Below are 26,263 nucleotides of genomic sequence, written 5' to 3'. Positions count from 1 at the left end.
GCTTTTCAAAGCTATAGGGGTAACGTTGCGTTTTTGATTTTAGTATAATTCTTATAAAGATTTTAATAATCCCTCAGGTATAGTCTCAAGGTACATTTCGTTTCCAAAGCCTCTAATAGATTTAGCATCTTTGAAAAACTCGAATGTTTTGGCTTTTGTTGTAGGGATTCCTTTTGCAGAAGTTTTTAATACTTTACCAGTTATTTTCTCTATTGCTTTTCTTAATAATGGTTCATAGCTTACTAATATTTCTTCATTATCCTTTATAGTTGTTACAAAATCACCCAATACACCAAAAGTAGTGATGGTTTCTTTCTCTTCAACAGTTGGGACTAAACCATCTTTATAGTCACCAAAGCCCAATGAATTGACGGTTTGCGCAACTATAAGTTGCATAGCATATCGATGTCTAGGGTTTACATTTTGTTTAGTATAAAATTCAGAGTCGTATAGTGTGATAGAGGCAACACTCTTACCATAAGTTACATCCCCAATTTGAACCACATTAATATAGGGTTTCAATCCGTTTATAATAAGTTCACTTGCAGATGCAGTACTTTTTGTGGTTATAACATATACCCTATTTAGGTTTAAACTGTTAATGTCAGTAGATCCAATTTTATTTGGGAATAGATAGTCTTCATTGTTTAAACTTAGTTTTTGATTCCACTTTAAGTTTGCAAAAACTTTTCCATTAAATTGTCCAGTAATCATACTTGCCAATCGTGTTGCAGTTTGCACAGAGCCTCCACCATTGTAACGTAAGTCCAATATCAAATCAGTAACGCCTTCTGCTTTCAAACTGCCAAAAGCTTCGTTGAGTTTGCTGTCATAGTCAGCAATAAAACTGTTATACATCAAGTACCCTATTTTTTTTCCTTCTGTTTCGATTACTTTATTGATAAATATTGGATTTTCATTCAAAGTAGTTTTGGTTAAGGCTACAGTTTTTCCGTTACTCACAATGGTTGTTCCATTGTAGTCGGCTAGATTTAAGGTGTAGCTTTCTGCATTTAATAATAAAGCTTGGTAGTTGTTAGCGGTCAATTGGGTTCCGTTTACAGCTGTAAACATATCTCCTCTTTTGATAGCTTTTTTGGAAGCATCAGAACCAGGAACGATGTAACGAACATAACCAAAAATTTCAGTACTACTTCCGGGTTTGTAGCTTAAGCCAAAATCTACCCCGTCGCTTTTAGTGGTGCCTTGAAAGGATTGCTCTAGCGCAACATAGTCATCTACTATCCAGCTAAAACGATCAATACTTTTTGGGGCTAATAAATTGTCAAATAAATTTTCTGGAGTTCCATTCGCTTTCAAAAAGCTATCTAAGTCAGCTTGACTGCTAAATTTATTGTCGGCTAAATTTAGAACCTCACTTTGCCAATAATAGCATAGGTTCATTGCTTTCCAAATAAAGTTTTGTATTTCTAAGTTAGCGACTGGTTTATCGTCATTGTCCTCACAACTTTGAAAAATAAAGAGACTTAAGAATAAAAAGAATACAGATTTTAGAATTGTTTTCATAGATTGAAATTTATTGTTTTTTAAGGCTACAGGTAATTGCTTTGCTTTTCGATGGTAAAGAAATTGAATCGTTTGAATGCTATCCTTGTATCGAGTGTTTTATTATTAGTAGCGTTATTTTTTATTTATCATAATTAATAACAACGCAAATTACGTAGTGGCTAAGTGAATGATTAGTTGCAGTAAAAATACTAACTTTAAAATTATTTTTTTATTGTTTGTAACAAAAATAATTGTCGTTCGTCTTGCTTATATGAACCACTAGAAACAACCATTAGAATGAACCAAAATGAGTTTGTACAATTGATTACTCCTTTCAAAGACAAGGTCTTTCGATTGGCCAAACGATTACTCGTGAGTACCGAGGAGGCTGAAGATGCTACACAAGATGTTTTGGTAAAGTTGTGGAATAAAAATGAAAGTTTATCCGGTTATGCCAGCGTTGAAGCCTTGGCCATGACCATGACTAAGAATCATTGTTTGGATCAGTTAAAAGCGAAACGTTCCAGTAATTTGAGAATTGTACACAACAATTACACGGATAGAGAACCTAGCTTACAACAAAAAGTAGAAGACAATGATAGTTTGAATTGGGTGGCTAAAATAATTGATCAGTTGCCAGAACAACAAAGAATGATTATTCAGCTTAGAGAAGTAGAACAATATGAGTTTGAAGAAATCGCCAAATTATTAGAAATGAATGAAACCGCCATTCGCGTGGCACTCTCTAGAGCTAGAAAAACCATTAGAGAGCATATGTTAAAAACACACCGTTATGGAACTGTATAAAATAGAAGAGCTTTTAGAAAAATACTTTCAAGGAGAAACCAGTATTGCCGAGGATAAAGAGTTGACGAATTATTTTTCTTCATCGAATGTTGCGCAGCATTTGGAGCAATACAAACCGATGTTTGGTTATTTTTCCTTAGCAAAGCAAGAAACTAGTAGCCAAAAAGGGGCATTAATTTCTGAAAATGAGTCTAAAGGGCTTAAAAGAATTTGGTGGTCTGCAGCTGCATCGGTTGCTGTTTTGCTCGGAGTAGGAATGTATGTTTACAATACCACTGCAACCAATACAAGTGTCACTACGAACGAATTGGGAACCTATGATTCTCCCGAGGAGGCGTTTCGCGAAACTCAAAAAGCACTTGCCTTGTTGTCGGGACATGTAAACACCGGTATAGAAAGTGTACAGGTCATTCAGGAATACGATAATTCAAAAGAAAAAATTTTTAATCAGTAAATCAAAAAATCATGAAAACAACAGTTTTAATCAGAAACAATAAGCAATCCGTATCAATAATGAGAACAATTTTTTTATCTGTACTTTTTGTACTTATGGCGTCACCACTATTTGCTCAGGGAGCCTTCGATAAATTCGATGGTCAAGACGATGTTACTTCGGTTATCGTCAATAAAAAAATGTTCGAAATGATGAGTAAAGTCAAAGTAGATGCTTCCGACAAAGAAATGCAGCAATACCATCGTTTGATTAAAAAGTTAGATAACCTAAAGGTATTTACTACCAAAAGCTCTCGTGTTGAAGCCGAAATGAAAGCCACTGCTGAGCGTTATATGAAAACGGCTAATCTAGAAGAACTAATGCGTGTAAACGATAATGGACGTAGCATTAAAATTTTAGTAAAATCAGGAGCCAAAGACACACAAATTAGAGAGCTATTGATGTTTATAGATGGAGGAAAAGGCGAAGATAGTGTATTGATGTCTTTGACAGGAGATTTTGATTTGAATGAAATCTCTGTATTGACAGATAAAATGCGTTTTCCTGGTGGAGACGATTTAAAAAAAGCTACAAAAGGAAAAAAGTAGTAATTAGTACTTAGCTGTTAGTGATCAGTAATCAATTTACGCTATCTAATAGTAGCTTTTAATAAAAATGGACTGAAATTCCTGCAAGGTTTTCAAAACCTTGTAGGTATGTTTTTAGAAGCTTAAGCTATAAAAAGAAATTGAAATTATCCAGAGTAGGGACTATTCAGAATAATTTTGATAACTAATAAACGAGTTGAGGTTGTCCTAATGGAACGCAATTAATATTTAAATCGAAAAAAAAATGAAAGCAGTTGTTGGTTTGGCTATTTTCCTATGCCTGTGGTTGAGCAGTTGTAACTCTGAACCGAGTTTGCAAAAGTATTTTGTAGAAAATACAGAAAACAAAAATTTTATAGCACTTGATATTTCCTCTTCTATTTTGAATGTGGATCCAGCTAAGCTTTCTTTAGAGCAACAGCAAGCCCTACAATCGTTTGAAAAAATGAATATTTTGGCCTTCAAGCGCAACCCAAATAATACGGCTGAATTCGAAACAGAACGCGCTAAATTGAACGGGATATTGAAAAATCCGAAATACCAACAACTTATGAAGTTTGGTTCTGGTAAAGAAGGTGCTTCCGTGAGTTTTGTTGGAACGGATGAGCATATCGAAGAGTTTGTTTTGTTTGCCAACCAAAAAGAAACAGGTTTTGCAGTAGTTCGTGTTTTAGGTAAAGACATGAATCCTACGCATATCATGAACATGATGTCAATTATGCAGCAATCTAAAATTGATTTGGATCAGTTGAAACCGTTACAGGCATTAATGAAGAAATAAAATTGAGATTAATATCATCAAGAACGGCTGGCGAATTGCTAGCCGTTTTTTTGTTGGTACGTTTCCCAATCCTCAGGTGTATTCAGATTCAGAATTACCTCTGGATTTTCAACAGGTACAATGCCAATCATTGACGAAGGACAAGCTTTTATCAAATAATCCAACCGACTTTTATTCGGGTCCAATTGAAGTAATGGTCTCCAAAACGAAGCGGCCATAACGATAGGATGTCCGTTTTTGCCTTTGTAATTAGGGATAACAATGGCTTGCTTTTTTTCTAAAAGTAGTTGTAAGGTTTCGTCTTTGGGTATAGGAACATCAATGGGGCAGAGTAGTACTGTTGTATGTTCTGAGATTTCTGCCAGAACAGTTTGTAAGCTAGAAAAAGAACCTCGTTCAGGGTTTGGATTTACAATGGCTCGAATGTTGATATTTAAGTAAGTAATAGGTACTTGTAAAGCAGAGGTTAACCAAGGTAGTTTCTCACAATAAGTGGCCGTATGAAAACCCAAAGCGATATAAACTTCGGTACCGCCAGAGGAAGCTATACTTTTTAATTGGGTTTCGAGCCAATAGATGTCATTATGAAGTAGTAAGCCTTTGGGGTGTCCCATTCGTTCTGATTTTCCTCCTGCCAATAGTACAAAAGCAACATTATTTTTCATAATACACATGTAGTAATTGGGCAGCAATGCTAATGGCAATTTCTTTTGGAGTGTGACCACCTAAGTCCAAACCTACGGGGCAATGCACGGGATTCATACCTGATTCAAAACCCAATTCGTCTCTAAGCATATGATGGAATTTATTGCGTTTGGTTTTGCTGCCAATAAGGCCAATGAATTTTGTGCTTTCAGCTAAACATAAGGCAGTGATTTCAAAATCCAATTTATGGTCATGGGTAACAATGATGGCATAACAATTTGGTCCCCAATGTACAGTGCTTTTATACAAGTCAAAAGGGACAGCGCTGTAGTTTACAGAAGAAGGAAGAGACAATGTGCTTTCCCATTGTTCTCTGGTATCCAATAGTGTGATTTGAAACGGGGTATTAGCTAATACTTCGCACAAGGCAACGCCAATATGGCCTGCGCCAAAGAGATACAGTTCTGGATTTTGATTCATAGGTTCGATTAAAAGGGTTACTTTGCCGCCGCAGCATTGCTCGAATTCGGGTCCTAGCGTATAAGTAGTAGATTGGATTTGATTTTCTTGAATGGCTTTTTGGGCTTGAGTGATGATATGAAATTCAAGTTTTCCTCCGCCAATGGTTCCAAAAATCTCTTTTTGATGGGTTACAATCATTTTTGAGCCTATTTTACAAGGAGCTGAGCCCAACACTTGAGTTACAGTGACCAAGGCAACCGGTGTTTTGGAGGTTTTGAAAGTATGCAATAGTGTAATCCAATCGTTCATATAGGAATGGGAAATGTTTTTGCGTTAGGGATTGCTTCGCCAGTTCGCTTAGCTCGTGTGAAGTGGAAAACCTTTTTATACCCGTAGCCATTGCGAAGGGTGTAAAAAGTTTGGGAACGGATAGCCCGACCCCGAGGAGCAGTGACTTGTGGTTTAGTAAAGTCGTGTGCCTCGGGGGAACGCCCCACAAATTATCCTACGATTTCATAATCAATTAAAGGTAAATTATAGTATTTTTTTCCGGTGAGTTGAAACAAGGCATTGACGATAGCTGGTGCGATTACGGGTACGCCAGGTTCACCGACACCAGTTGGGTTTTCGGTACTTTCTACGATTTCTACGTGTATTTTTGGCGCTTCGTTCATGCGAATTAAAGGATAATCACTAAAGCTGTTTTGTTCGATGGCGCCGTCTTTGGCGGTGATTTTGCCGTAATAGGTCAAAGACATTCCGAAAATAGCGGCACCTTCTAACTGTGCTTTTACCGTATCGCGATTGATGACGGTGCCACAATCGATAACAGTGTATATATTGTGAACTTTTACTTTATTGTTGATGAAAGACACTTCGACCACGGAGGCGACATAGGAATAAAAACTGTATTGGACCGCGATACCAAAGGCATGACCTTGCGGTAAAGCTTTTCCGTAGTTGGCATTTTTTGCAGCTTGTCGCAAGACGTGTTTCATTCTTGCTGTATTGTATTTTATGGCGTCTTGTGTGTTTTCAATGCGGTCAGGTCCGATGAGGTTCAAACGGAATTCCAAAGGGTCTTTTTTAGCAGCATACGCTAATTCGTTGGCAAAAACATTCACAGAAAAACCGTGAGGAATATTGATAACAGAGCGCATCCATCCGATGCGGACGTGAGCGGGCGCTTTGCCTGTTTCGACTTTAAAATTGGGAACGTCTAACGGTATGTCTGTGGCGCTTCCAGCTTCCCATTCGGCGGGGTATTCGGTTCCGGGCACAAAAGTAGACATAATAGAAGGTAGAGCGAAACGGTGCAGCCAAGCGGTTACATTGCCTTGAGCATCCAAAGCAGCTTTGAGGTATTGGGCACTTTCGGTATGATAATAGCCGTGTTTGATTTCGTCTTCTCGAGTCCAAACTACTTGCACGGGTGCGTTGATAACTTTCGAAACCATTACAGCTTCTACAATATAATCGGGTTTTGATTTACGGCCAAAGCCTCCGCCAAGGAAGGTAATGTTTACTGAAACCTTGTCTAAAGGTATTTTTAAATAATCGGCCACTTCTTTACGAGCGGTTTGCGGGTCTTGAGTAGGCGCCCAAACTTCGCAAGAATCGCCTTTTACCCAAGCAACAGCATTGGGAACTTCCATAGGGGCGTGCGCCAATAAAGGCAATTGTATGGTGCTCTCGACAATTTGATGTGCTTTGGCAAAAGCTTGTTCTACATCGCCAATCGATTTGGCTGTTTTTGCGGGTTGCAATATGCCATCTGTGATTGTTTTTTGATAATCGGCAGAGCTATAAGTTGCATTGGAACCATAATTCCATTCTATAGTTAAGGCTTTCTTGCCTTCAAAGGCAGCCCACGTATTAGAAGCAATTACGGCTACACCACCCAAAGGGCCAAATGGTTTAGCAATTCTTGAGATTTCGATGACATCAATCACTCCACGAATTTTGAGCGCTGCTTTTTTATCGAATGATTTTACAGTGCCAAAAGTGACTGGACAACGGGCAATGGCCACGAATTTCATATTTTGGATTCTTTTGTCAATACCAAATACAGCACTTCCGTTGGCATAGTTGGCAACATCGACACTTTTTAAGGTTTTACCAATATAGTTAAAGTCTTTTGGGTTTTTTAAAGTAACGTTTTTAGGTAATTCTAAAGTTTTGGCAGTAGCAGCGAGTTCGCCAAATCCTAATTTTTTACCACTACTGTGAACAATAAAATGATGTTGGGCGATACATTCTGCTTCAGGAACGCTCCATTTTTGCGCAGCAGCAGTAATGAGTAAAGCCTTGGCTGTGGCGCCCATTTTTCGCATGGTTTCATAGAGGTATAAAATACTTCGCGAACCGTCTGTGTTTTGATCGCCATATTTTGCATCGCCCAAAGCTTGTTGTACTACAACTTTGGACCAATCGGCTTCCATTTCGTCAGCTATAATTGAGGGTAACGATGTACGAACGCCATTCCCCATTTCAGAACGTGAGGCAATAAGCGTAAGCGTGCCATCGGTTTGGAGGTACACAAATAAATTAGGGTTGAAAGTTTCTATGGCAGTAGAGGATTCGGAAGCAAATAAGGAGCTATTTGCAGCAAGTAGTAATCCTCCAGATGCCAATCCGATGGTTTTGACAAAATCACGTCGACTGTAGTTTTGAATTGCCTCCATTATTTTCCTTGTTTTTTGAGTTCAACGGTATGGTGAATGGCATTTTTAATGCGTTGATACGTGCCACATCTACACAAATTGCCAGACATAGCGTCATCAATTTCTGCCTCAGAAGGCGATGGATTCGAATTAAGTAAGGAAGTTGCTGTAATCAATTGACCAGGCTGGCAATAGCCACATTGTGGGACATTGTACTCAGCCCAAGCTTCTTGTAAGAGTTGTAAATTGGGACTACTACCTTCGATTGTGATGATTTTTTTGCCTTTGGCATCGCTAACAGGAGTCAAACACGAGTATGTCGCTTCGTTATTAATCAGAATTTTACAAGCGCCACAAGCGCCGATACCGCACCCAAATTTAGTGCCCGTTAACCCGATAATGTCGCGAATCGCCCATAATAAAGGCATTTCGGGAGCAACATCGAGATTGTATTTTTTACCATTGATATCGAGTGTGACCATAACACGAAAAATAAAGTTAGATGGTACAAGTTACACTTTTTTTATGGAGTTGGTATAGTGTTGATTTAAGGATTTTTGTTTTATCAAGTGGTTGTTTGAAATATAGTATCCAATATGATCTACGATGTAATAGTTTTTTGGAATCCAAATGCTTAAAAGATGTAACTTTGGTTTTCTCCAAGGTGCTTTAATTTTTTTGGTATAATTAAAGAGTAATCTTTTAATAGTATGAGTAATCCTTATCTTGATGTTATCTTTCGAAGTGTAGCTGTTTATTTGTTCATGATAATTGCGCTTCGCGTTTTTGGAAAAAAACAATTGTCACAGTTGAATACAGCCGATGTAATTTTGATTTTATTGATTAGTAATTCGGTTCAAAATGCAATGGTGGGGAGCAATGTTTCTCTTATAGGCGGTATACTTGCGGCTTTGTCGTTGTTTGTGATGAATCTGATTTTTAAAAAATTGGTATTCAAATCTGAGTTAATCAAAAATTGGATACAAGACAAACCTGAAATTTTAGTGCACAACGGTAAAATTGAATTTGAGACCGTAGCAAAGTTAGGAATCACTTCCGAGGAGTTAGAGGAGGTCATGCGGGAACACGGGATAGAGCATTTTAGAGATATTAAGTTAGCGATGCTTGAAATTGATGGCGATATTAGCATGATTTCAGGTAACACTTCTTTGCGACAAACCCATCATAAACGAAAAATCCACAAATCACTCGGTGAGGTGGGGGAGTAATAAATTGAAAAAAGATATAAATTGAAAAAGGTATAAATGAAATTCATTTATACCTTTTTTTGTGACCATGGAGGGATTTGAACCCTCACGCCCTTGCGAGCACCACCCCCTCAAGATGGCGAGTCTACCGTTTCTCCACATGGCCTTCAAATAAAAAAAGGTCATTCGCCATGGCGAACAACCTTTGTGACCCGACTGGGGCTCGAACCCAGGACCCCATCATTAAAAGTGATGTGCTCTACCGACTGAGCTATCGAGTCAATCATTCAAGAAACTAATGCGTAGTTCACAGTATTTGTGACCCGACTGGGGCTCGAACCCAGGACCCCATCATTAAAAGTGATGTGCTCTACCGACTGAGCTATCGAGTCATTTCGTTTCTTGAATGCGGGTGCAAATATACGTACTTTTTTTTCAAGTTTCAAAGCAATTTTATTATAAATTTGTCTTTTTTAATCAAAAAGTCACAATGCCTTAATTAGTAAGGTTTTATTGCCATGAAAAAAATTGTATTATTAGGGTATATGGGTTGCGGGAAGTCAACCATAGCCAATAATTTGTCTGAAAAAACGAATCTTCCCTTTTTAGATTTGGATCATTATATAGAAGAAACGACAAAAATGTCAATCAAAGAGCTCTTTGAGAAGCGAGGAGAAGTGCATTTTCGTAAATTGGAACACGATGCGTTCCAAACTCTTTTGGATGAAGAAAAGACAATTATATTGGGTCTTGGTGGGGGAACTCCTTGTTATGCTAATAATCACGAATTTTTGCAACGACCTGATGTAGTCTCAATTTATTTAAAAGCTTCAGTGGCTACGTTGTTCGAAAGATTGTCTAGAAACAAAAGTAAACGGCCCTTAATTGCCAACTTAAATGATGCCGAATTGCAAGAGTTTATTGCCAAACATTTATATGACAGAAGTTACTATTACAATCAAGCGCAACATAAAATTAGTGTTGATGATAAAACGGTGGAAGAAACAGTAGAAAGCATCGCAGCTTTATTAGCTTAAATAAGCATAGCTGTTTTCTGAGTCTTCAAATACTACTTGAACATGCTCGAACAAGGAAGTAGATAATGAAATTCCTTTAAAATCAGCTTTTACAGGGTACTTTTTGTGATTTCTGTCAATGAGTACCGCTGTTTTGAATTTTTTTAAGGGAACTTCTAAAAAATGACGAACGGCATAAATAAGTGTAGTTCCTGAATTCAGAACGTCATCGACTAAAACCAAGCCTTTATCAGTATAGTTTTCCTTAGCCAATGAAGTGCGAATAGCCAAATCAGGTTGGTGTTTGTTGAGCTCAACTTCGCAAAGCGAAACTTTAATAGGAGCAATCAAGGCCAAAGCAGTCGCAATTTTTTGAGCAAAAACAAAACCGTTTTTGGTAATACCTGCGAGAACAATTTCTTCTTCGTCTACAAAGGTTTCGTAGATTTGGTAGGCAATTCGCTTGATTTTGTGTTCTATTTCTTGATGGGTTAAAATGATATTTTGGCTCATATTTTTTTATTTTAAAAGGTACAAAATGGAATGGTTTGGGTTTGATTTTAGGGGTGATTTTTTTTTGAAGTTTAACTTGTTGTTAAAGTAAATCCTCGTCTTCATCATCTATTATGACATTGCCAAATTCATCAATGTCACGACGGTCTTTTTTAGTGGGGCGTCCAGTACCATTTTTTCGGTAATGTTCTTTTGATAGTTTTAATAATTCAAGATGCTGGTATACCTCGGGAGGTGTATCATTGCGGCGATACATATCAACTAATTTTGCTCCTACACGATTCTCGGGAATATCTAATACTGTTATGATTTGAGTGATTTGATCTTTGCGAAAAGTAATTCTGTCTGTAGGAAAAACTTCTTTCGAAGCTTTGGCTACTTGACCATTTACGGTTACTTGGTTTTTTTTGCAAGCTTCGGTAACCATATTTCTGGTTTTGTAATAACGAACGCACCATAAATATTTATCTATTCGCATAAATTTTCAAAAATCAAAGTTAAATAGTTTATCAAAATCAATCTAAATTGTATCTTGCGCACTCAAAAAGCAGTAATAATGAACAAAATTAAGTTTTATTTTATTTTATCAATGCTATCCTTGGCATTATTTTCATGTTCTAAAAATAAAGACGAGGAGGTAACGCCACCAAGAGAGTATAGTGAACAATACCCTACAGATCTTAAAGACATTGAAGAATACTTGAAAACTTATTATATTGAGGAAGTTACTACAGACTTCGATATTAAGATTTCTAAAATACCTACAGGAGGAACTCAAAAGTCGATTTGGGAGCAAACGACTTATCCTCTTAAAGTTAGAGAAGTTAATTTGCACGGACTAAAGTATAAGCTGTATCATTTAATTTTAAATGAAGGAGTTGGCGTGTCGCCAACCAATGTAGATGGTTATTTTGTAGGATACAAAGGGGATTATTTGCAACAAGTGACTAAAGAGTCGGTTACTACGCTTACAGTAACCGAATTTGAAAGAAATAGTTTTATATTGTTGCAAGGTGCAATTACAGGATTTGCCGAATTTATGCCTAAATTGAAGACAGGAACTTATAGTTCTAATCCAGATGGTACAGTGGCATATAAAGATTTTGGAGCAGGTGTGGTTTTTATACCTTCTGGTTTAGCTTACTTTAGTGGTAGTAGTGGTTCAATCCCAGCATATGCTCCACTTGTTTTTAATATTAAATTGTATGAGGTGCAACGTAATGACCAAGATGGTGATGGTATTCCTTCATATTTAGAAGATTTAGATGGTGATGGGTATATGTATAGTTTTACCAATACTACTTCATATCCAACCAAACCAACTACTAATCCTGATGATACGGATGGTGATGAGGTCCCTGATTTTATTGATGTAGATGATGATGGGGATAATTATACCACCAAATTAGAGCGTTCTTATAAAGATGTTAATGGAGTAACTAAATATTACGAGTTTGTTGATATTCCGTTTTGTACAGGTGGTAATGGAAAGAAAAGACATTTGGATCCAAAGTGTCACGATTAAAAATAACTTATTTCTTAGAATATTTAAAACCGTTCCTAAATTTGGAGCGGTTTTTTTTGGACTCAACTTATGGTTTGGTTTACTTTTTTTGTTAGCAATAAAGATAATTGTGCTTTGTTTAATCTCAGTTCTGTATTAGGTTTTATATAATTTAGAGGTAATGAATTTTGCAAAACATCATACATAAAAAAATCCCGCCAAGGGATACCTGACGGGATAGATATAAATTGTGCTAAATATTATTTTCTAGCCAATACGCGCTCAACAGCAGCTTCAATAGCTTGGTGATTCAATTGGTATTTTTCCATTAATTGTTCTGGAGTTCCAGATTCTCCAAAACTATCGTTTACCGCTACGAATTCTTGTGGTGCAGGAGTGTTTAAAGCTAAAACTCTAGAAACGCTTTCGCCGAGACCACCAAGAATGTTGTGCTCTTCAGCAGTTACCACACATTTAGTTTTGGCAACCGATTTCAAAATAGCTTCTTCGTCCAAAGGTTTGATGGTATGGATGTTGATTACTTCTGCTGATATTCCTTTGGCTTCCAAAGCTTCAGCAGCAATTAAAGCTTCCCAAACTAAGTGTCCTGTTGCAACAATTGTAACATCTGTTCCTTCGTTCAATAAAATAGCTTTTCCAATTACGAATGGTTCGTCTGCTGGCATAAAGTTAGGCACAACTGGACGCCCAAAACGCAAATAAGCTGGACCGTGGTGATCTGCTAAAGCAATCGTAGCTGCTTTAGTTTGATTGTAATCGCAAGTATTGATTACCGTCATGCCTGGTAACATTTTCATTAATCCAATATCTTCAAGGATTTGGTGTGTAGCTCCATCTTCTCCAAGTGTTAAACCTGCGTGAGAAGCACAAATTTTTACATTTTTATCAGAATAAGCTACCGATTGACGAATTTGATCGTAAACACGTCCAGTAGAAAAGTTGGCAAAAGTTCCTGTAAATGGAATTTTACCTCCAATAGTTAAACCAGCTGCAATTCCAATCATGTTAGCTTCTGCAATTCCAATTTGGAAAAAACGCTCTGGGTGATTTTTTTTGAAATCATCAAATTTCAATGACCCAATTAAATCCGCACAAAGTGCTACTACATTCTCGTTCTTCTGACCCAATTCAGTCATTCCCGCTCCAAAACCTGAACGAGTATCTTTACTACCTGTATTTGTATATTTTTTCATAAGCCTCCCCCAACCCCTCCGAAGGAGGGGAGTTCCTATTGGGGTAAATAGGATTTATAATTATCTGTTTTTTAAATTTTTTCTACTAAGCTTTAGTTCCCCCTTTGGGGGATAGGGGGCTTAATAATCTGCTAAAGTTGAAATGTTTTGTGCTAAACCATTTTCTAATTGAGCGTCATTTGGAGCTTTTCCGTGCCAAGCATGCGTATGCATCATAAAATCCACACCATTACCCATTTCAGTATACAACAAAACACAAACTGGTTTTCCTTTTCCAGTTTTAGCTTTAGCTTCTGTCATACCAGCAATTATTGCTTCGATGTTATTTCCTTCTTTGATTTCAAGAACCTCCCAGTCAAAAGCTTCGAATTTAGCTTTCAAGCTTCCCATGTTCAATACTTCATCAGTAGTACCATCAATTTGTTTTCCGTTTACGTCAACAGTTGCAATAAGGTTGTCTACGTTTTTAGCAGAAGCGTACATAATGGCTTCCCAGTTTTGTCCTTCTTGCAATTCGCCGTCTCCGTGTAAAGTATAAACGATATGTGAATCTCCATTTAATTTTTTCGCTTGTGCAGCTCCAAGGGCAACAGATAAACCTTGTCCTAACGATCCAGAGGCCATGCGAACACCAGGAAGTCCTTCATGTGTAGTTGGATGTCCTTGTAAACGAGAGTTCAATAGTCTAAAGGTGGCAAGCTCTGATACTGGAAAATAACCACTTCTAGCTAATACGCTATAAAATACAGGTGAAATGTGACCGTTGGATAAAAAGAATACATCTTCACCAATGGCATCCATATCAAATCCTTCTTTGCGGTCCATTAGGTGTTGGTAAAGGGTAACCAAAAACTCTGTGCATCCGAGTGAACCACCTGGGTGTCCAGAATTAACAGCGTGTACCATACGAAGAATATCTCTTCTAACTTGGATAGTTAAATCGTTTAATTGTTGTGTGTTAGGCTTCATTTTGTGTGTAAAAGTTAAACTGCTGCAAAAGTAATTTTTATTTTCCCTTAAGACAAATGATTTCGAAAGCAATTTCAATCTTAGAGGTTAAAAACAACTGAAGTTATTATAAAGTATGAAAAATCTTTGGGAAAAGGGTGTGGAATTTTGACAAACAGAAATAAGTAATGCTGTTGTTTTAGTTTTGGTAGAGTCTTTCTCGGGGAAAAGACATTACCTTCTAAACTGCCCCAAATCCACTTTCACCGAAAAAATATTCGAATACAAAGCGACTCCTTGGTTGCCTAAATTGGTCAAAGCATAATCTATTTGAATGCCTTTATATTGAAATCCCAATCCGATGTTAGGTTGAAAATTGGTTTTTTCGCTTGCGTCTAATTGGGTTACTTTTTGAAAATTCCCAACACCTGCTCTCAGAAAAACCAAATCCGTATAGCCTAGTTCGAATCCCAAAGCAGGGTCAATACTCACGAAGTCTGTGGCAATGATGTCATTAGTTTTGGTAAAGCGCATATTCAGGTTGGCAGCAGCTAAAAGACTATAGTCGTAGTGAAAAACGAATTTTTTAGAAATACCAAGTTGTGCTTTTGGTGCTGTAATTTCGGTGCTTTCGGGAAGTTCTTGGTTTTGACCAGGAATGGCATCGGCTATGGCTTGGTATTTTTCTTCGTCAATATTCCAAATATTGTATGTGGTCGTAAGGTCTCGTACGAGTAAACCAAACTGCCAATTATTGCGTTCGAATTGCAACCCTACATCAAAACCAAAACCCCAAGAATTAGCAAAATCTCCAATGATTCGGCGCACTACTTTGGCGTTAACTCCATATTGAAAACCAGGTACTGGGAGTTTTCTAGCGTATGAAAAGGTAAAACCATAATCGGCAGTTGAGAATAATTCAATACGGTTGTAGTCAATATTTCCTTGATTGTCGATGAGTTCGGTAGTATTCAATATATCATCGACCCCAAATCGAATCAATGAGATGCCCCAGCTGCTTCTATCGTCTATGGGAGAAGCATAGGCCAAATAGTCGTATTGCGCAATATTGGCAAAATAATTAGCGTGCATAGCTGCAACTTGATGGTCTTTGAGATGCGTCAAACCAGCGGGATTCCAATAGCCCGCATTGACATCAGCCGTGAAAGAAACTGCAGTATTGGACATCCCTAAAGCTGCGGCATCTACACCAATGTTTAGAAATTCATTGGAGTATTTTCGAACCGTTTGAGCGGATATTGAGCAAGTACCAAGTACAAAAAAAAACGAAAGAATCTTTTTCAAAAGCAAGGAGAGCTAGTTGGGGTGAATATTTTTTTCAAAAATAGAATTTTTTAGGGAGCTTACTCCTCACTTTCAAGAGAATTCTCTTTTCTTTAAAAAATGCAGCAGAAACTCTGATAAAAAACGTACTTCTCTTTCACTTATTATCTTACTTTTGCGAGTACAATTTTTTAATACCGATTCCGATGGCTTTCAAAAAACATATTCCTAATATTATTACCTTATTGAACTTATTTTGTGGTTGTATCGCCATCACTTTTGTGGTGCAACAACAATTCGAAATGGCCTTTTATTTTGTTTGCTTAGGAATTTTTCTTGATTTTTTTGATGGTTTCTTTGCACGTATTTTTCAGGTTGCTAGTCCTTTGGGCTTACAATTGGATTCTTTAGCAGATATGGTGACAAGCGGTGTGGTTCCGGGATTGACAATGTTTTATATGATGTTGGAAGCTTTTGGTTTGCAAATCAGTGACCCGTTTTCTGGCCAATATGCGTTGGCTTTTTTGGGATTTTTGGTCACTTTAGGTTCTTGTTACCGATTGGCTAATTTTAATATTGATACCCGTCAAACCGACTCTTTTATTGGTTTGCCTACTCCAGCCAACGCTTTGTTTATTCTGAGTTTGCCTTTGGTTGTTCGTCATTTTGATTCGTTTATGCTATTCGAATTATTGTCGAATTATGGTGTGCTTTTGGCGATTAGTATCGGGAGCGCTTACATTTTGAATGCTGAAATTCCTCTGTTTTCTTTGAAAGTAAAAAAGTTGACCGTTAAAGATAATAAATTGACCTTTTTCTTTCTGGCGGTTTCACTTTTACTATTGGTGACACTGCAATTTTTAGGCATTCCATTGGTCATCCTTTTTTATATTTTTCTTTCTATTCTTAACAATAAATTTATCAAGCAATAGGGGATTACAATATGAGGAAAGTGACCAAAAACTATCCCAGACGTCGACCGTATAAGAAAAACAACCAAGCTATAGCTACCCTCAAGAAATATGTCTGGGCAGCCTTTGGATTATTCTTTTTAACAAGTGTCATCTATCATTATCGTACGGCTTTTGCGTATTATTTGGGTTTTAAATCAGATAAGCTAAGTAAAACCGATGTTTTTTCGGAAGCCAGAAATTTGCGAGTACTCGAAAAACAAGAGGGAAAAACCGTAGGGATTGATGTATCGGAATACCAAGGAAAAATAAGTTGGTCGTATGTCGATACTATTGAGAATCAATACCCCCTGCATTTTGTGTTTATCCGAGCCACTGCTGGTAATGATGCGGTTGACAGACGTTTCAAACGCAATTGGGAAGGGGCAAAAAAGAACAAAATGATTCGTGGTGCATACCATTATTACCGCCCAAATGAGAATTCTTTAGAACAAGCGGAGTTGTTTATTAAAACGGTACGATTGCAAAAGGGAGATTTACCTCCTGTATTGGACATTGAAAAATTACCCAAAAATCAGTCGATGACCAACCTCAAAAAGGGGCTTAGAAGGTGGTTACAAGCCATAGAAAGTCATTACAAAGTAAAACCCATTATTTATACTGGTGAAAAATACTACGATGATTTTTTGAAAGAAGAATTCAGTGATTACCTCTTTTGGATAGCCAATTATAATTTTTATCGAGAAGAAATTCAAGACGATTGGTTGTTTTGGCAGTTTACAGAACGTGCAGCCGTTCCTGGAATTGAAGGCAACGTAGATGTCAATATTTACAATGGCGATTTGCAACAATTGCAGTTTATTACGGTCGAGTAAAGTAGGGGTAATCGTTTAACTGTTTCATCGGTTAATTGTTTTAAATTTTGTGTTCTTTGTGCCTTCTTTGTACTTTGTGTTTGTTTTTAGGTGCTTTGCTGTCTAAAACTTAGATGTCCTTACTTACCTTATATGGTTCAAACCACTTCGACTTTGAATTAAAAACTTTATTGACTTATATGTTTTTAACCTTTGTGTTCTTTGTCGTTAAATTTTCACCACGGATTTTAAAAGAGTTAATAATTTAAAACTTTGCGTCCCTTGCGTAATTCTTTGCGCTCCTTGCGGTTAAATTTTTTTTTTTTTTTTTTTTTTTTTTTTTTTTTTCAAAACAATGTAAATATCACTAAATCTGGGTATTGACTATTTAGTTCTCACTTTTTATTTTTATTACTACAAATACTGTTAATTATCGTTAACAGTGTGTATTGTCTAATTTTAATTGAAAAGCTTTTGAAAATAAAGAATGCCCTGCTCTTACTTTTAGTTTTTAGTTTTGGTTGTACTTCCGTTTTTAGCCAACAAGGAAAAGTTGACCCTACTTTTAATACCTATGATGATGGCCTTTTGGGCGATGGTTTTGACAACACGGTCAGAACATTATCCGTACAAGATGATGGTAAATTAATCGTTGGAGGTGATTTTCTAAATTTCAATGGAGTGGCGACACCTTATTTATGTCGGCTGTTGCCTGATGGTTCCAAGGATGTGTCTTTTTCTCTAGGAACAGGCTTTAATAATAAAGTTTATGCTTCTTTGCTTCAACCTGATGGTAAAATTTTAGTTGCAGGTTCTTTTACTCAGTTTAATGGTACAGCAGTAGGACGTTTGGTGCGTTTGAATTCAGATGGAAGTCTAGATACTTCATTTATTGCAACACCAGGCGCTAGCAATAACATCATTTATAATATGGCATTGCAATCCGATGGCAGTATTTTTTTGGTGGGAAGTTTTACGAATTTTAATGGAACCACCGCCAATAGAATAGTGAAAATTTTGCCTAGCGGAGCTGTTGATACTAGCTTTGTTACAGGTTCGGGCGCTTCTGGTTTGATTGAAAAAATTGCACTTCAGTCCGATGGAAAAATTATTATAGGTGGAGGTTTTACTTCGTTCAATGGTAGTAGCGTAGGTAAAATTGCTCGATTGAATACCGATGGTACTTTGGATGCAAGTTTTATAACAGGAGTTGGTTTTGACGACAATGTCAGTGCCATAGGCGTTCAAGCGGATGGCAAAATTATTTTGGGAGGCTCTTTTACAACCTATAACGGTAATGTTGCGAATCGAATTGTAAGGGTAAACACTGATGGGACTGTTGATGCTTCTTTTGCCTCTGGGACAGGATTTAATTCAGGAGCGGTGGAAACAATTAAGATTAATTCAACTGGCGCATTTATGTTGGGCGGTTCTTTTTCTGGAACCTATAATGGTTTAGATGTTAATAGAGTACAACTTTTTCATCCCGATGGGGCAATCAATGCCGCATTTGATATTGGTAATGGTCCTGCTTCTGCCACCGTTTATGCTTTAGAGAATTTTATGGATACTTCTTGGTACGTTGGCGGTTCTTTCTCTGTTTTTGATGACCAGAATCAAGGGAAGTTAGCTAAAATTGATGCATTAGGCACACTGGATATTGGATATCTAACCTCGGGAGTGGGTCTGAATAACAGTGTTTCGAAAGTACTCCCATTATCAGATAAAAGTGTAATTGTGGTTGGCAATTTTACACAATTTAATGGTGAAATAGCTCCTAGAATTACCAAACTCAATGAGGCAGGCGAAAGGGATAGTACATTCAGTGGTTCGGGTCTGGGTGCCAATGCTAACATTCGTAGTGCGGCAATACAAGTTGATGGGAAGATTGTTATTGTTGGAAATTTTACGGCATATAACGGAACTGCGGTCAATCGAATAGCTCGTTTATTACCCGATGGAAGTTTGGATACTACATTCAATATAGGATTAGGTTGCAATGGGCAAGTGTATGGAGTAGCCGTACAGTCGGATGCTAAGATTCTTATTGTAGGGAATTTTTCGACTTACAATGGAATTCCTGCTGAAAAAATTGCTCGTTTATTACCTGATGGAACTTTAGATACTAGTTTTGTTACAGGCTCAGGCGCTGAAGACGGAATAGTCGAAACGCTGGCTTTACAGTCGGATGGGAAAGTAATTTTGGGAGGGCATTTTACACTATTCAATGGGATTTCATCCCCAAAACTTATTCGTTTGAATGCTGATGGGAGTGTTGATTCCAGTTTTTCGGTCGGTACTGGATTTGATGCAATTGTTTATACTTTGACATTGCAATCGGACGGTAAAATAGTGGTGGGCGGTTCTTTTGCAAATTTTAATGGAAATGCAAGACGAAGAATTCTTCGGCTACATCCTGATGGTACTTTGGATACGAGTTTCGTCATCGGGGCAGGATTCAGTAACGGAACGGTTAGAGCTATTTTGGTGCAACCCAATGATAAAATACTAATTGGAGGTACATTTTCTGGAACGTATAATGGGTTAGGAGTTAAACGAATGCTTCGTGTGCAAGCTAATGGGACGATTGATGGAAGTTTTTCGGCCAATTTGAATGGCACACTATTCACTATGGCTATGACTTCCGATGAGAAAGTAGTGATTGGTGGTACTTTTAATTCTGTTTCTGGTACGACCAAACATCGAATTGCTAGATTGCTGCTGTGTGTGGATTATTCGAAACGAGTTGCGGGGGCTTGGACTAATGGAGCACCAACACCCGGAAAGGAATTGCTTTTTGAAGAGGATTACACTATTGCCAATACAACTTACGCGTGTAATTGTGCTATTGCTTATGGTGTTGAAGTAACAGTGAGTGCAGGAACTACTTTAGCCTTGCGATACCAATATGAAGGAGCTGGACTTTTGGTTATCGAAGATGGAGCAAGTTTGCATCAAATAGACGATCAAATTAGTAATTCAGGAGTAATTCAACTGAAAAGGAAGACAACTCCGATTCGGAAAACAGATTATACTTATTGGTCGAGTCCTGTTCAAAGTCAGCGATTAATTGATGTGTCTCCAACAACACTTTCTGATAAATTTTTCTCTTTTGATGGAGCAAGTGATACTTGGAAAAACGAATCGCCTACTTCTGTAATGACAATTGCGAAGGGCTATATCATCCGAGGGCCTCAACACTATTCTAACACACTGCCCTCGGTGTATGAAGCTGTTTTTTTAGGAATTCCGAGTAATGGAATATATGATTTTCCAGTAGGAAGTGACCAATTCAACTTGATTGGAAATCCGTATCCATCTGCAATTGATGCTGATTTGTTTATGACCGATGCCAATAACGCTAGTAGTATTGATGGGGCTTTGTATTTTTGGACGCACAATACGCCTATACAACAAAGTGGTTCTGAATATATTTATACTGCCGATGATTATGCAACCTATAACCGTACAGGTGGTACGGGAACAGCAAAAGGAGCTGCACTTTCTGGAGGACAAGTTCCTTCTGGCAAAATCGCATCAGGTCAATCTTTTTTTGTTGGAACCGCCTTAGGGATTCCCGCAAACAGCCGTTTTCAATTTAAAAACAGTATGCGAGTTATTGAGCAAAACACTCAGTTTTTCAAACAAAATAGTATCAAAAAAACAGAAGCTATCGAGAAAAACCGAATTTGGCTGAACTTGACCAATAGTGGTGGCGCTTATAAACAATTGTTAGTGGGTTATATAGAAGGCGCAACAAATGATTGGGATAACTTGTTTGATGGACCAAGTTTTGACGGCCAAGAGTTTGTGGATTTTTACAGTATCAACCAAGGGCAAAACCTGACCATTCAAGGACGCGCTTTGCCTTTTGAAATCTCAGACGAAGTGCCTTTGGGTTACAGAAGTACAATTGCTGGAGCATTCGATATTAGCATTGAAAACAGAGACGGCGCTTTGACAAATCAAGCCATTTGGTTAGAGGACAAAAAGACGAATACGCTACACGAGTTGAGCAAAGGTAAATATACTTTTACCGCCATCAATGGAGTGGAGAACGACCGTTTTGTGTTGAAATATACTAATGCCAACAAAACTTTGGATACTGATGATAACCAAGTGGCAGACAAGTCGCTTATTGTAAGTTCGAAAAACAAAAAAATCACGATTATTTCTTCTGTAGGAACGATAACACAAGTGCAAGTATTTGATTTGTTAGGCAGAAAAATATACGATAAATCGAAAATTAACGCTCAAGAATGGTCAATTTCGAATTTGTCTTCGAGCGAACAAACTTTGATTGTGAAAACTACTTTGGCGAACGGAGCCATTAGTAACAAGAAGATTGTTTTCTAGAAAATGTTAATCGCTTAACTTTTTAAACTTTGTGTTCTTTGCGTAACTCTTTGCGAACTTTGCGGTTAAACTTTAGGTCCAGATTTCAAAGATTTTAAGAGGTTTTAATCGGTTAACTTTTTTAACCTCGCGTCCCTTGCGAAAACCTTTGCGAACTTTGCGGTTTGTTTTTTTAGGATTTATATCTCCTTTGCACTTACTTCATTAAAATTTATTAGTGATGTATACGAATTTGTATGGTTCAAAGCATTACTAAGTAACAATCTTTACTACCTAATTTTCATAAAATCATCTTAAATACATAATCTTTTGATATTGAATGCGTTTTGCCTTTTTTTGTTTTTTTTAAAGAATTTATAAGAAGCGTTTTACTTGTTTACTAATCCTGATTGGTTATTTTTGCATCACTAAAAATAGGGGCTTAATTTCTATTTTTCAGTATTATAAAGCCTTAAGGGGTTAAAAAAAATAAATTATTTTTATGAAGAAAGTGTTACTTTTTTTGGTTCTTTTTTTTATTTTTTCCTATTCAAATGCAGCTACATTTACTTCCGTTGCTTCAGGAGATTGGAACTCTGATGCCACTTGGAGTGGAACAGGAATACCAGGGGTGAACGATATTGTTATAATAAATTCAAATTTTGTGATTACGGTGTCATCTCCAACTGTGACTTGTCAGTCAATAGAGTTTTCTGGTAATGGTATATTAAGGGTAAATTCAGGCTCAACTTTAAATGTTATCACTTCATTAATTGTAGATTCGTCCAACAGTAGTAATAGGACTACTGCAATACAAGGTGCAGGAACTTTAAATTCTTCAAGTGTACAGGTAGGAACTAATGCGACACCTACCAATAATTTTGCAACAGTATTAATCTCAACAATTTCAAACTTAAATATTTCAGGAAATCTAGGGTTAGTTAGTAGAAGAGCAGCATCATTAAATAATAATGCTAGCTTTAGATTGGAAAGTGGAGTAGTAGATATAGATGGACAAATTACTACCACAAATCAATCTTCCGGGGTTACTTCAACGTTTACAATGGCCTCAGGTGCTCAAACGGGAGTATTATTGTTAAGTAATGCTAATCCATTCAACTTGTCTACAAATACTACAAATACAATTGTTCTAAATGGAGCAAGTACTACTGTGAACTATAACGGTTTAGCGCAAAGTGTGTTGGCTACTACTTATACCAATTTGTCATTGTCCGGGAGTGGTACAAAAACATTCTTGTCTAGTACTTTAATAACCAACGCCTTGTCAATCGCAACTGGAGTAAAAGCCAATTTAGGGACTTTCACGCATACAGCTCGATCCATCAATTTAGGAGGTACAATAGCTACTGCGCAAACGTGGGGAAGTAGTGCCTCTACCGCAACTAATAAGAATGATGTTTTTTTTGAATCATCAACAGGTTTGGTTTTGATTATCAGAGAAGTAAATCGTATTTATACGGATTATAACGGTTTTTTTACATCAGCAGGAACCACTTCAGATCCAACCAAGCAACCCGATACGGAGAACAATTTATTGGCTTTCGAATGGAATGGCAAAACTTGGGCCACTGGTGTTGATAATGCAGTTTTGACTAGTAATGGCGTTGCTTTTGAAGACACCAAGTTTAGAGCTTTAAAAATATTTGATATTCAATATACTACAAGTACCTATTTTTTACAAGGAGCGGCTATTGATGGTTCATTGACGAATAGAGTGCTAACACCCGCTTTAATTGGAAGTACTTCAACACCGGCCGAATTAGCAGAGCGATTGACAGATGGAAAAAGAGGATTGTCTTTGGGAACCGGTATTGCCAATATTAAAGCAGGTACTTCAGAATTTAAAATTGGAACAGGAAATATTAACATCTCAGGTGTAGGTGATGGTAAGCCAGATATTATTATCACACAAGTCGCTCAACCTAATTCAGTTGCAGACGTTTTTAAGTTTGTTGATGTAAATGGGAATACTATTGGAAATCCCATAACAATATCTTTCCCGTCTATAAATGCGGTGGGTACCTATCGTTTGGATTTGTTTAACGCTGCAGATGGGAGTACTACTAATAGTTTTACACCTAATGAAACTAGAGATATTCGTATGTTAGGGTATGATTTCTCTGATTTTGGGATTAATGCCTCGAATGAAGCTTTGGTAGATCGTTTAGTGATTACCTTTTCTGGAAGTTCAGATTGTGCTTTTATCGGGGTAAATGAAGGCTCTCTAAAGCGCTCGGAGTTGAGTCTTATTAAAACCGCCTCTATTATTGATTGTGGTAAAATAGGCGACACTGTAACCTATACTTTTGAGGTCAAAAACACGGGAGATGTTCCTATTAATAAAATAAAAGTATTTGATTTAAATCCTGCCGTTAGTATCCCATCCAATAGTATTGCACTTTTGATGCCAGGTGCATCGGCGACGGTTACAGGTACTTATGTTATTACTGCTGCCGATGCAGCGATAGGAAAAATTGAGAATAGTGCTGAAGTAGAAGGAGAAGATCCTTCTTTTTTTAAGATAACAGATATTTCAGGAACTAACGAGTTTAATAATGTTCCAACCGTGATTAATTTACTGGATCCTCCTACAATTGGAGCTATTTCCAATGTTACTTGTGCAGCTGTAACAAGTGGTACTGTTGTGTTAAGTAATTTGCCTCCTACAGGAAATTGGATGATTTCGTCAACACCAACTGTGATGGGATTGTCGGGTGCTTCAGGTTCAGGAACAAGTACAATCATAAGTGGTTTACCAATTGGAAATTATACTTTTAGAGTGACTAGTGCAAGTGGTTGTATTTCTCCAAACTCTGCCAATGTTGCCATCTTAGACGCTTCAAGTGCAACATGGAATGGAACAGCATGGGTTGGCGGTATTACACCAGATGCTACCAGAAATGCAATTATAAATGGCCCTTTTACTATCTCATCTAACTTGACGGCTTGTTCATTAACAATAAATACAGGAGTTGTAGTCACAGTGGCATCAGGAGTTACCTTAACGATAACGAATGCTGTCACAACCAACGGACAGTTAATCTTTGAAAACAACGCAAGCTTGGTGCAAACCACCAATGCTACAAATACAGGGGCGATAGAATACCGTCGTATTTCTTCACCGATGAAGAATTTTGATTACACCTATTGGTCATCGCCAGTAACGGGTCAAAATATTGTAGCATTATCTCCAAATACCTTAGCTGATAAATATTTTAGATTTGATGGTTCAACAGATAATTGGGAATTTTATAATGGTACAATGGTACCTGGCGTAGGTTATATCATTCGTACTCCTAAGGAAGGTAATCCATGGCCAAATGGCGAAATTGTATCTTTTCCTTATTCACAACCAGTAGCTTTTAAAGGAGTTCCAAACAACGGCAACTATCCTTTTGCTGTAGGTGCCAACGAATTGAACTTAATAGGAAATCCTTATCCTTCAGCTATAAGTGCGGATGATTTTATAACTGCCAATGCTAGTATTATTTACGGTGCCTTGTATTTCTGGACGCACAATACGGCGATTGCTCCAAGTGGTTCGGATTATGTTTACACGGCTAATGATTATGCGACTTATAATATCACAGGAGGAACAGCAGGAGGACCATTGCCAATACCATTGACCGGACCTGCTCAAAGCCCAGGATTAAATACTAGTGTTCCCGATGGATTTATTGCGGCAGGCCAATCCTTTTTTGTAGAGAATTCAATAGCAGGAAATTTTCAATTTACCAATGCGATGCGAGTAGCCGGTAACAATTCACAGTTTTTTAAACAAGCCAATACCAAAAAAGCAGCAACTATAGAGAAAAACCGTGTTTGGCTAAACTTGACTAATAGCAGTGGCGCTTTCAAACAATTGCTAGTGGGTTACATTACGGGAGCAACCAACGATTGGGATAATTTGTATGATGGACCAACTTTTGATGGGCAAGAGTTTGTAGATTTCTACAGTGTCAATCAAGGAAAAAACTTAACCATTCAAGGACGCGCTTTACCATTCGTAGACACTGATGTAGTGCCTTTGGGTTACCGAAGTACAATTGCGGGGTCATTCGATATTAGCATTGACAATAGAGACGGTGCTTTAGCGGGTCAAGAGATTTGGTTAGAGGACAAAAAGACCAACACCCTTCACGAGTTGAGCAAAGGTAACTATACATTTACCGCAATCAATGGAGTAGAGAACGATCGTTTTGTGTTGAAATACACCAATAAAACTTTGGGCACCGATGATAATGAAGTGGCAGATAATTCGCTTATTGTAAGTGTGAAAAACAAAAAAATCACCCTTACTTCTTCAGCAGAAGCGATAACTCAGGTACAAATATTTGATTTGTTGGGTAGAAAAGTATACGATAAATCAAAAATCAATGCACAGGAATGGTCAATTTCGAATTTGTCTTCGAGTGAACAAACCTTGATAGTGAAAACTACTTTGGCCAACGGCGCCATTAGTAACAAGAAGATTATTTACTAAAGAAATAGCGGTTTAATTAAAAACCCTTTCAGAATATATTGATTCAGAAAGGGTTTTTAAATTA

At 37.4% G+C, this 26,263-nt stretch carries 21 protein-coding genes and 3 tRNA genes; 11 read left to right on the top strand and 13 right to left on the bottom strand.

Annotation, left to right across the window (positions count from 1 at the left end; all coding sequences use genetic code 11):
- Positions 1-51: 51 nt before the first annotated feature.
- The gene (locus tag ACSVH9_RS14835; RefSeq protein ID WP_438064385.1) at positions 52-1,527 is read right to left on the bottom strand and encodes a S41 family peptidase; all 1,476 of its coding nucleotides are present in this window, start codon (positions 1,525-1,527) and stop codon (positions 52-54) included.
- A 279-nt stretch (positions 1,528-1,806) separates the two neighbouring features.
- Between ACSVH9_RS14835 and ACSVH9_RS14830 the strand changes: the two genes are divergently transcribed.
- From ACSVH9_RS14830 to ACSVH9_RS14815, 4 genes are all read left to right on the top strand, one after another.
- Positions 1,807-2,316, top strand: coding sequence for an RNA polymerase sigma factor (locus tag ACSVH9_RS14830; protein ID WP_159682416.1), 510 nt, complete (start codon positions 1,807-1,809; stop codon positions 2,314-2,316).
- On the top strand, positions 2,303-2,770 hold the full coding sequence (locus ACSVH9_RS14825) for a hypothetical protein (RefSeq protein ID WP_438064384.1): 468 nt from the start codon (positions 2,303-2,305) through the stop codon (positions 2,768-2,770). The genes ACSVH9_RS14830 and ACSVH9_RS14825 overlap by 14 nt, the downstream gene beginning before the upstream one ends.
- A gap of 59 nt (positions 2,771-2,829) precedes the next feature.
- Complete coding sequence (locus tag ACSVH9_RS14820) at positions 2,830-3,357, top strand: DUF4252 domain-containing protein (RefSeq protein WP_159690782.1); 528 nt, start codon at positions 2,830-2,832, stop codon at positions 3,355-3,357.
- A 244-nt stretch (positions 3,358-3,601) separates the two neighbouring features.
- Positions 3,602-4,138, top strand: a complete 537-nt coding sequence (locus ACSVH9_RS14815; RefSeq protein ID WP_438064383.1) for a DUF4252 domain-containing protein — start codon at positions 3,602-3,604, stop codon at positions 4,136-4,138.
- Positions 4,139-4,176: 38 nt separating this feature from the next.
- On the opposite strand, the gene ACSVH9_RS14810 is transcribed toward ACSVH9_RS14815, so the two are convergent.
- The 4 genes from ACSVH9_RS14810 to ACSVH9_RS14795 all read right to left on the bottom strand — a co-directional run bounded on the left by ACSVH9_RS14810 (position 4,177) and on the right by ACSVH9_RS14795 (position 8,390).
- Positions 4,177-4,803, bottom strand: a complete 627-nt coding sequence (locus ACSVH9_RS14810; protein WP_438064382.1) for a nucleotidyltransferase family protein — start codon at positions 4,801-4,803, stop codon at positions 4,177-4,179.
- Positions 4,793-5,554, bottom strand: coding sequence for a xanthine dehydrogenase accessory protein XdhC (gene xdhC / locus ACSVH9_RS14805; protein WP_438064381.1), 762 nt, complete (start codon positions 5,552-5,554; stop codon positions 4,793-4,795). Before xdhC ends, ACSVH9_RS14810 begins: the two co-directional genes overlap by 11 nt.
- Positions 5,555-5,745: 191 nt before the next feature.
- Positions 5,746-7,929 carry a molybdopterin cofactor-binding domain-containing protein gene (locus ACSVH9_RS14800; protein ID WP_438064380.1) on the bottom strand — a complete coding sequence of 728 codons (2,184 nt, stop codon included), beginning with the start codon at positions 7,927-7,929 and terminating at the stop codon, positions 5,746-5,748.
- Positions 7,929-8,390: a (2Fe-2S)-binding protein gene (locus ACSVH9_RS14795; protein WP_438064379.1), complete on the bottom strand. Its 462-nt coding sequence runs from the start codon at positions 8,388-8,390 to the stop codon at positions 7,929-7,931. The genes ACSVH9_RS14800 and ACSVH9_RS14795 overlap by 1 nt, the downstream gene beginning before the upstream one ends.
- A 228-nt stretch (positions 8,391-8,618) precedes the next feature.
- On the opposite strand from ACSVH9_RS14795, the gene ACSVH9_RS14790 reads away from it, so the two are divergent.
- Positions 8,619-9,137 (top strand): DUF421 domain-containing protein, encoded by a 519-nt coding sequence (locus ACSVH9_RS14790; RefSeq protein ID WP_438064378.1) that lies wholly within the window; start codon positions 8,619-8,621, stop codon positions 9,135-9,137.
- 62 nt (positions 9,138-9,199) lie between these two features.
- Here ACSVH9_RS14790 and ACSVH9_RS14785 read toward each other — a convergent pair.
- From ACSVH9_RS14785 to ACSVH9_RS14775, 3 genes are all read right to left on the bottom strand, one after another.
- Positions 9,200-9,282 (bottom strand) — tRNA-Leu (locus ACSVH9_RS14785).
- A 42-nt stretch (positions 9,283-9,324) separates the two neighbouring features.
- Positions 9,325-9,397, bottom strand: a tRNA-Lys gene (locus ACSVH9_RS14780).
- 38 nt (positions 9,398-9,435) lie between these two features.
- Positions 9,436-9,508, bottom strand: a tRNA-Lys gene (locus tag ACSVH9_RS14775).
- 126 nt (positions 9,509-9,634) lie between these two features.
- Between ACSVH9_RS14775 and ACSVH9_RS14770 the strand changes: the two genes are divergently transcribed.
- Positions 9,635-10,153, top strand: a complete 519-nt coding sequence (locus ACSVH9_RS14770) for a shikimate kinase (RefSeq protein ID WP_438064377.1) — start codon at positions 9,635-9,637, stop codon at positions 10,151-10,153.
- Here ACSVH9_RS14770 and ACSVH9_RS14765 read toward each other — a convergent pair.
- On the bottom strand, positions 10,145-10,645 hold the full coding sequence (locus ACSVH9_RS14765; protein ID WP_438064376.1) for a phosphoribosyltransferase domain-containing protein: 501 nt from the start codon (positions 10,643-10,645) through the stop codon (positions 10,145-10,147). The two genes, ACSVH9_RS14770 and ACSVH9_RS14765, sit on opposite strands and share 9 nt — an antisense overlap.
- Before the next feature lie 82 nt (positions 10,646-10,727).
- The gene (locus ACSVH9_RS14760; protein ID WP_438064375.1) at positions 10,728-11,123 is read right to left on the bottom strand and encodes an RNA-binding S4 domain-containing protein; all 396 of its coding nucleotides are present in this window, start codon (positions 11,121-11,123) and stop codon (positions 10,728-10,730) included.
- Positions 11,124-11,201: 78 nt separating this feature from the next.
- Between ACSVH9_RS14760 and ACSVH9_RS14755 the strand changes: the two genes are divergently transcribed.
- Entirely contained in the window at positions 11,202-12,170 is a 969-nt protein-coding gene (locus ACSVH9_RS14755) for an FKBP-type peptidyl-prolyl cis-trans isomerase (RefSeq protein WP_438064374.1), read from the top strand.
- A gap of 239 nt (positions 12,171-12,409) precedes the next feature.
- On the opposite strand, the gene ACSVH9_RS14750 is transcribed toward ACSVH9_RS14755, so the two are convergent.
- From ACSVH9_RS14750 to ACSVH9_RS14740, 3 genes are all read right to left on the bottom strand, one after another.
- Entirely contained in the window at positions 12,410-13,363 is a 954-nt protein-coding gene (locus tag ACSVH9_RS14750; RefSeq protein WP_159682438.1) for a transketolase family protein, read from the bottom strand.
- A gap of 120 nt (positions 13,364-13,483) precedes the next feature.
- Positions 13,484-14,332 (bottom strand): transketolase, encoded by an 849-nt coding sequence (locus ACSVH9_RS14745; RefSeq protein WP_438064373.1) that lies wholly within the window; start codon positions 14,330-14,332, stop codon positions 13,484-13,486.
- A 213-nt stretch (positions 14,333-14,545) separates the two neighbouring features.
- Entirely contained in the window at positions 14,546-15,571 is a 1,026-nt protein-coding gene (locus ACSVH9_RS14740; RefSeq protein WP_438064400.1) for a PorV/PorQ family protein, read from the bottom strand.
- A gap of 230 nt (positions 15,572-15,801) precedes the next feature.
- Between ACSVH9_RS14740 and ACSVH9_RS14735 the strand changes: the two genes are divergently transcribed.
- From ACSVH9_RS14735 to ACSVH9_RS14720, 4 genes are all read left to right on the top strand, one after another.
- Entirely contained in the window at positions 15,802-16,527 is a 726-nt protein-coding gene (locus ACSVH9_RS14735; RefSeq protein ID WP_438064372.1) for a CDP-alcohol phosphatidyltransferase family protein, read from the top strand.
- Positions 16,528-16,538: 11 nt separating this feature from the next.
- Positions 16,539-17,381, top strand: a complete 843-nt coding sequence (locus ACSVH9_RS14730; protein ID WP_438064371.1) for a glycoside hydrolase family 25 protein — start codon at positions 16,539-16,541, stop codon at positions 17,379-17,381.
- A 453-nt stretch (positions 17,382-17,834) separates the two neighbouring features.
- Positions 17,835-21,716, top strand: a complete 3,882-nt coding sequence (locus tag ACSVH9_RS14725; protein WP_438064370.1) for a T9SS sorting signal type C domain-containing protein — start codon at positions 17,835-17,837, stop codon at positions 21,714-21,716.
- 481 nt (positions 21,717-22,197) lie between these two features.
- Positions 22,198-26,199: a DUF7507 domain-containing protein gene (locus ACSVH9_RS14720; protein ID WP_438064369.1), complete on the top strand. Its 4,002-nt coding sequence runs from the start codon at positions 22,198-22,200 to the stop codon at positions 26,197-26,199.
- Positions 26,200-26,263: the final 64 nt, after the last annotated feature.

Origin of the sequence: Flavobacterium sp. RSSB_23, assembly GCF_051547145.1 — a bacterium.
Classification (GTDB): Bacteria; Bacteroidota; Bacteroidia; order Flavobacteriales; family Flavobacteriaceae; genus Flavobacterium.
This window is presented reverse-complemented; position numbering and strand designations above follow the sequence as displayed.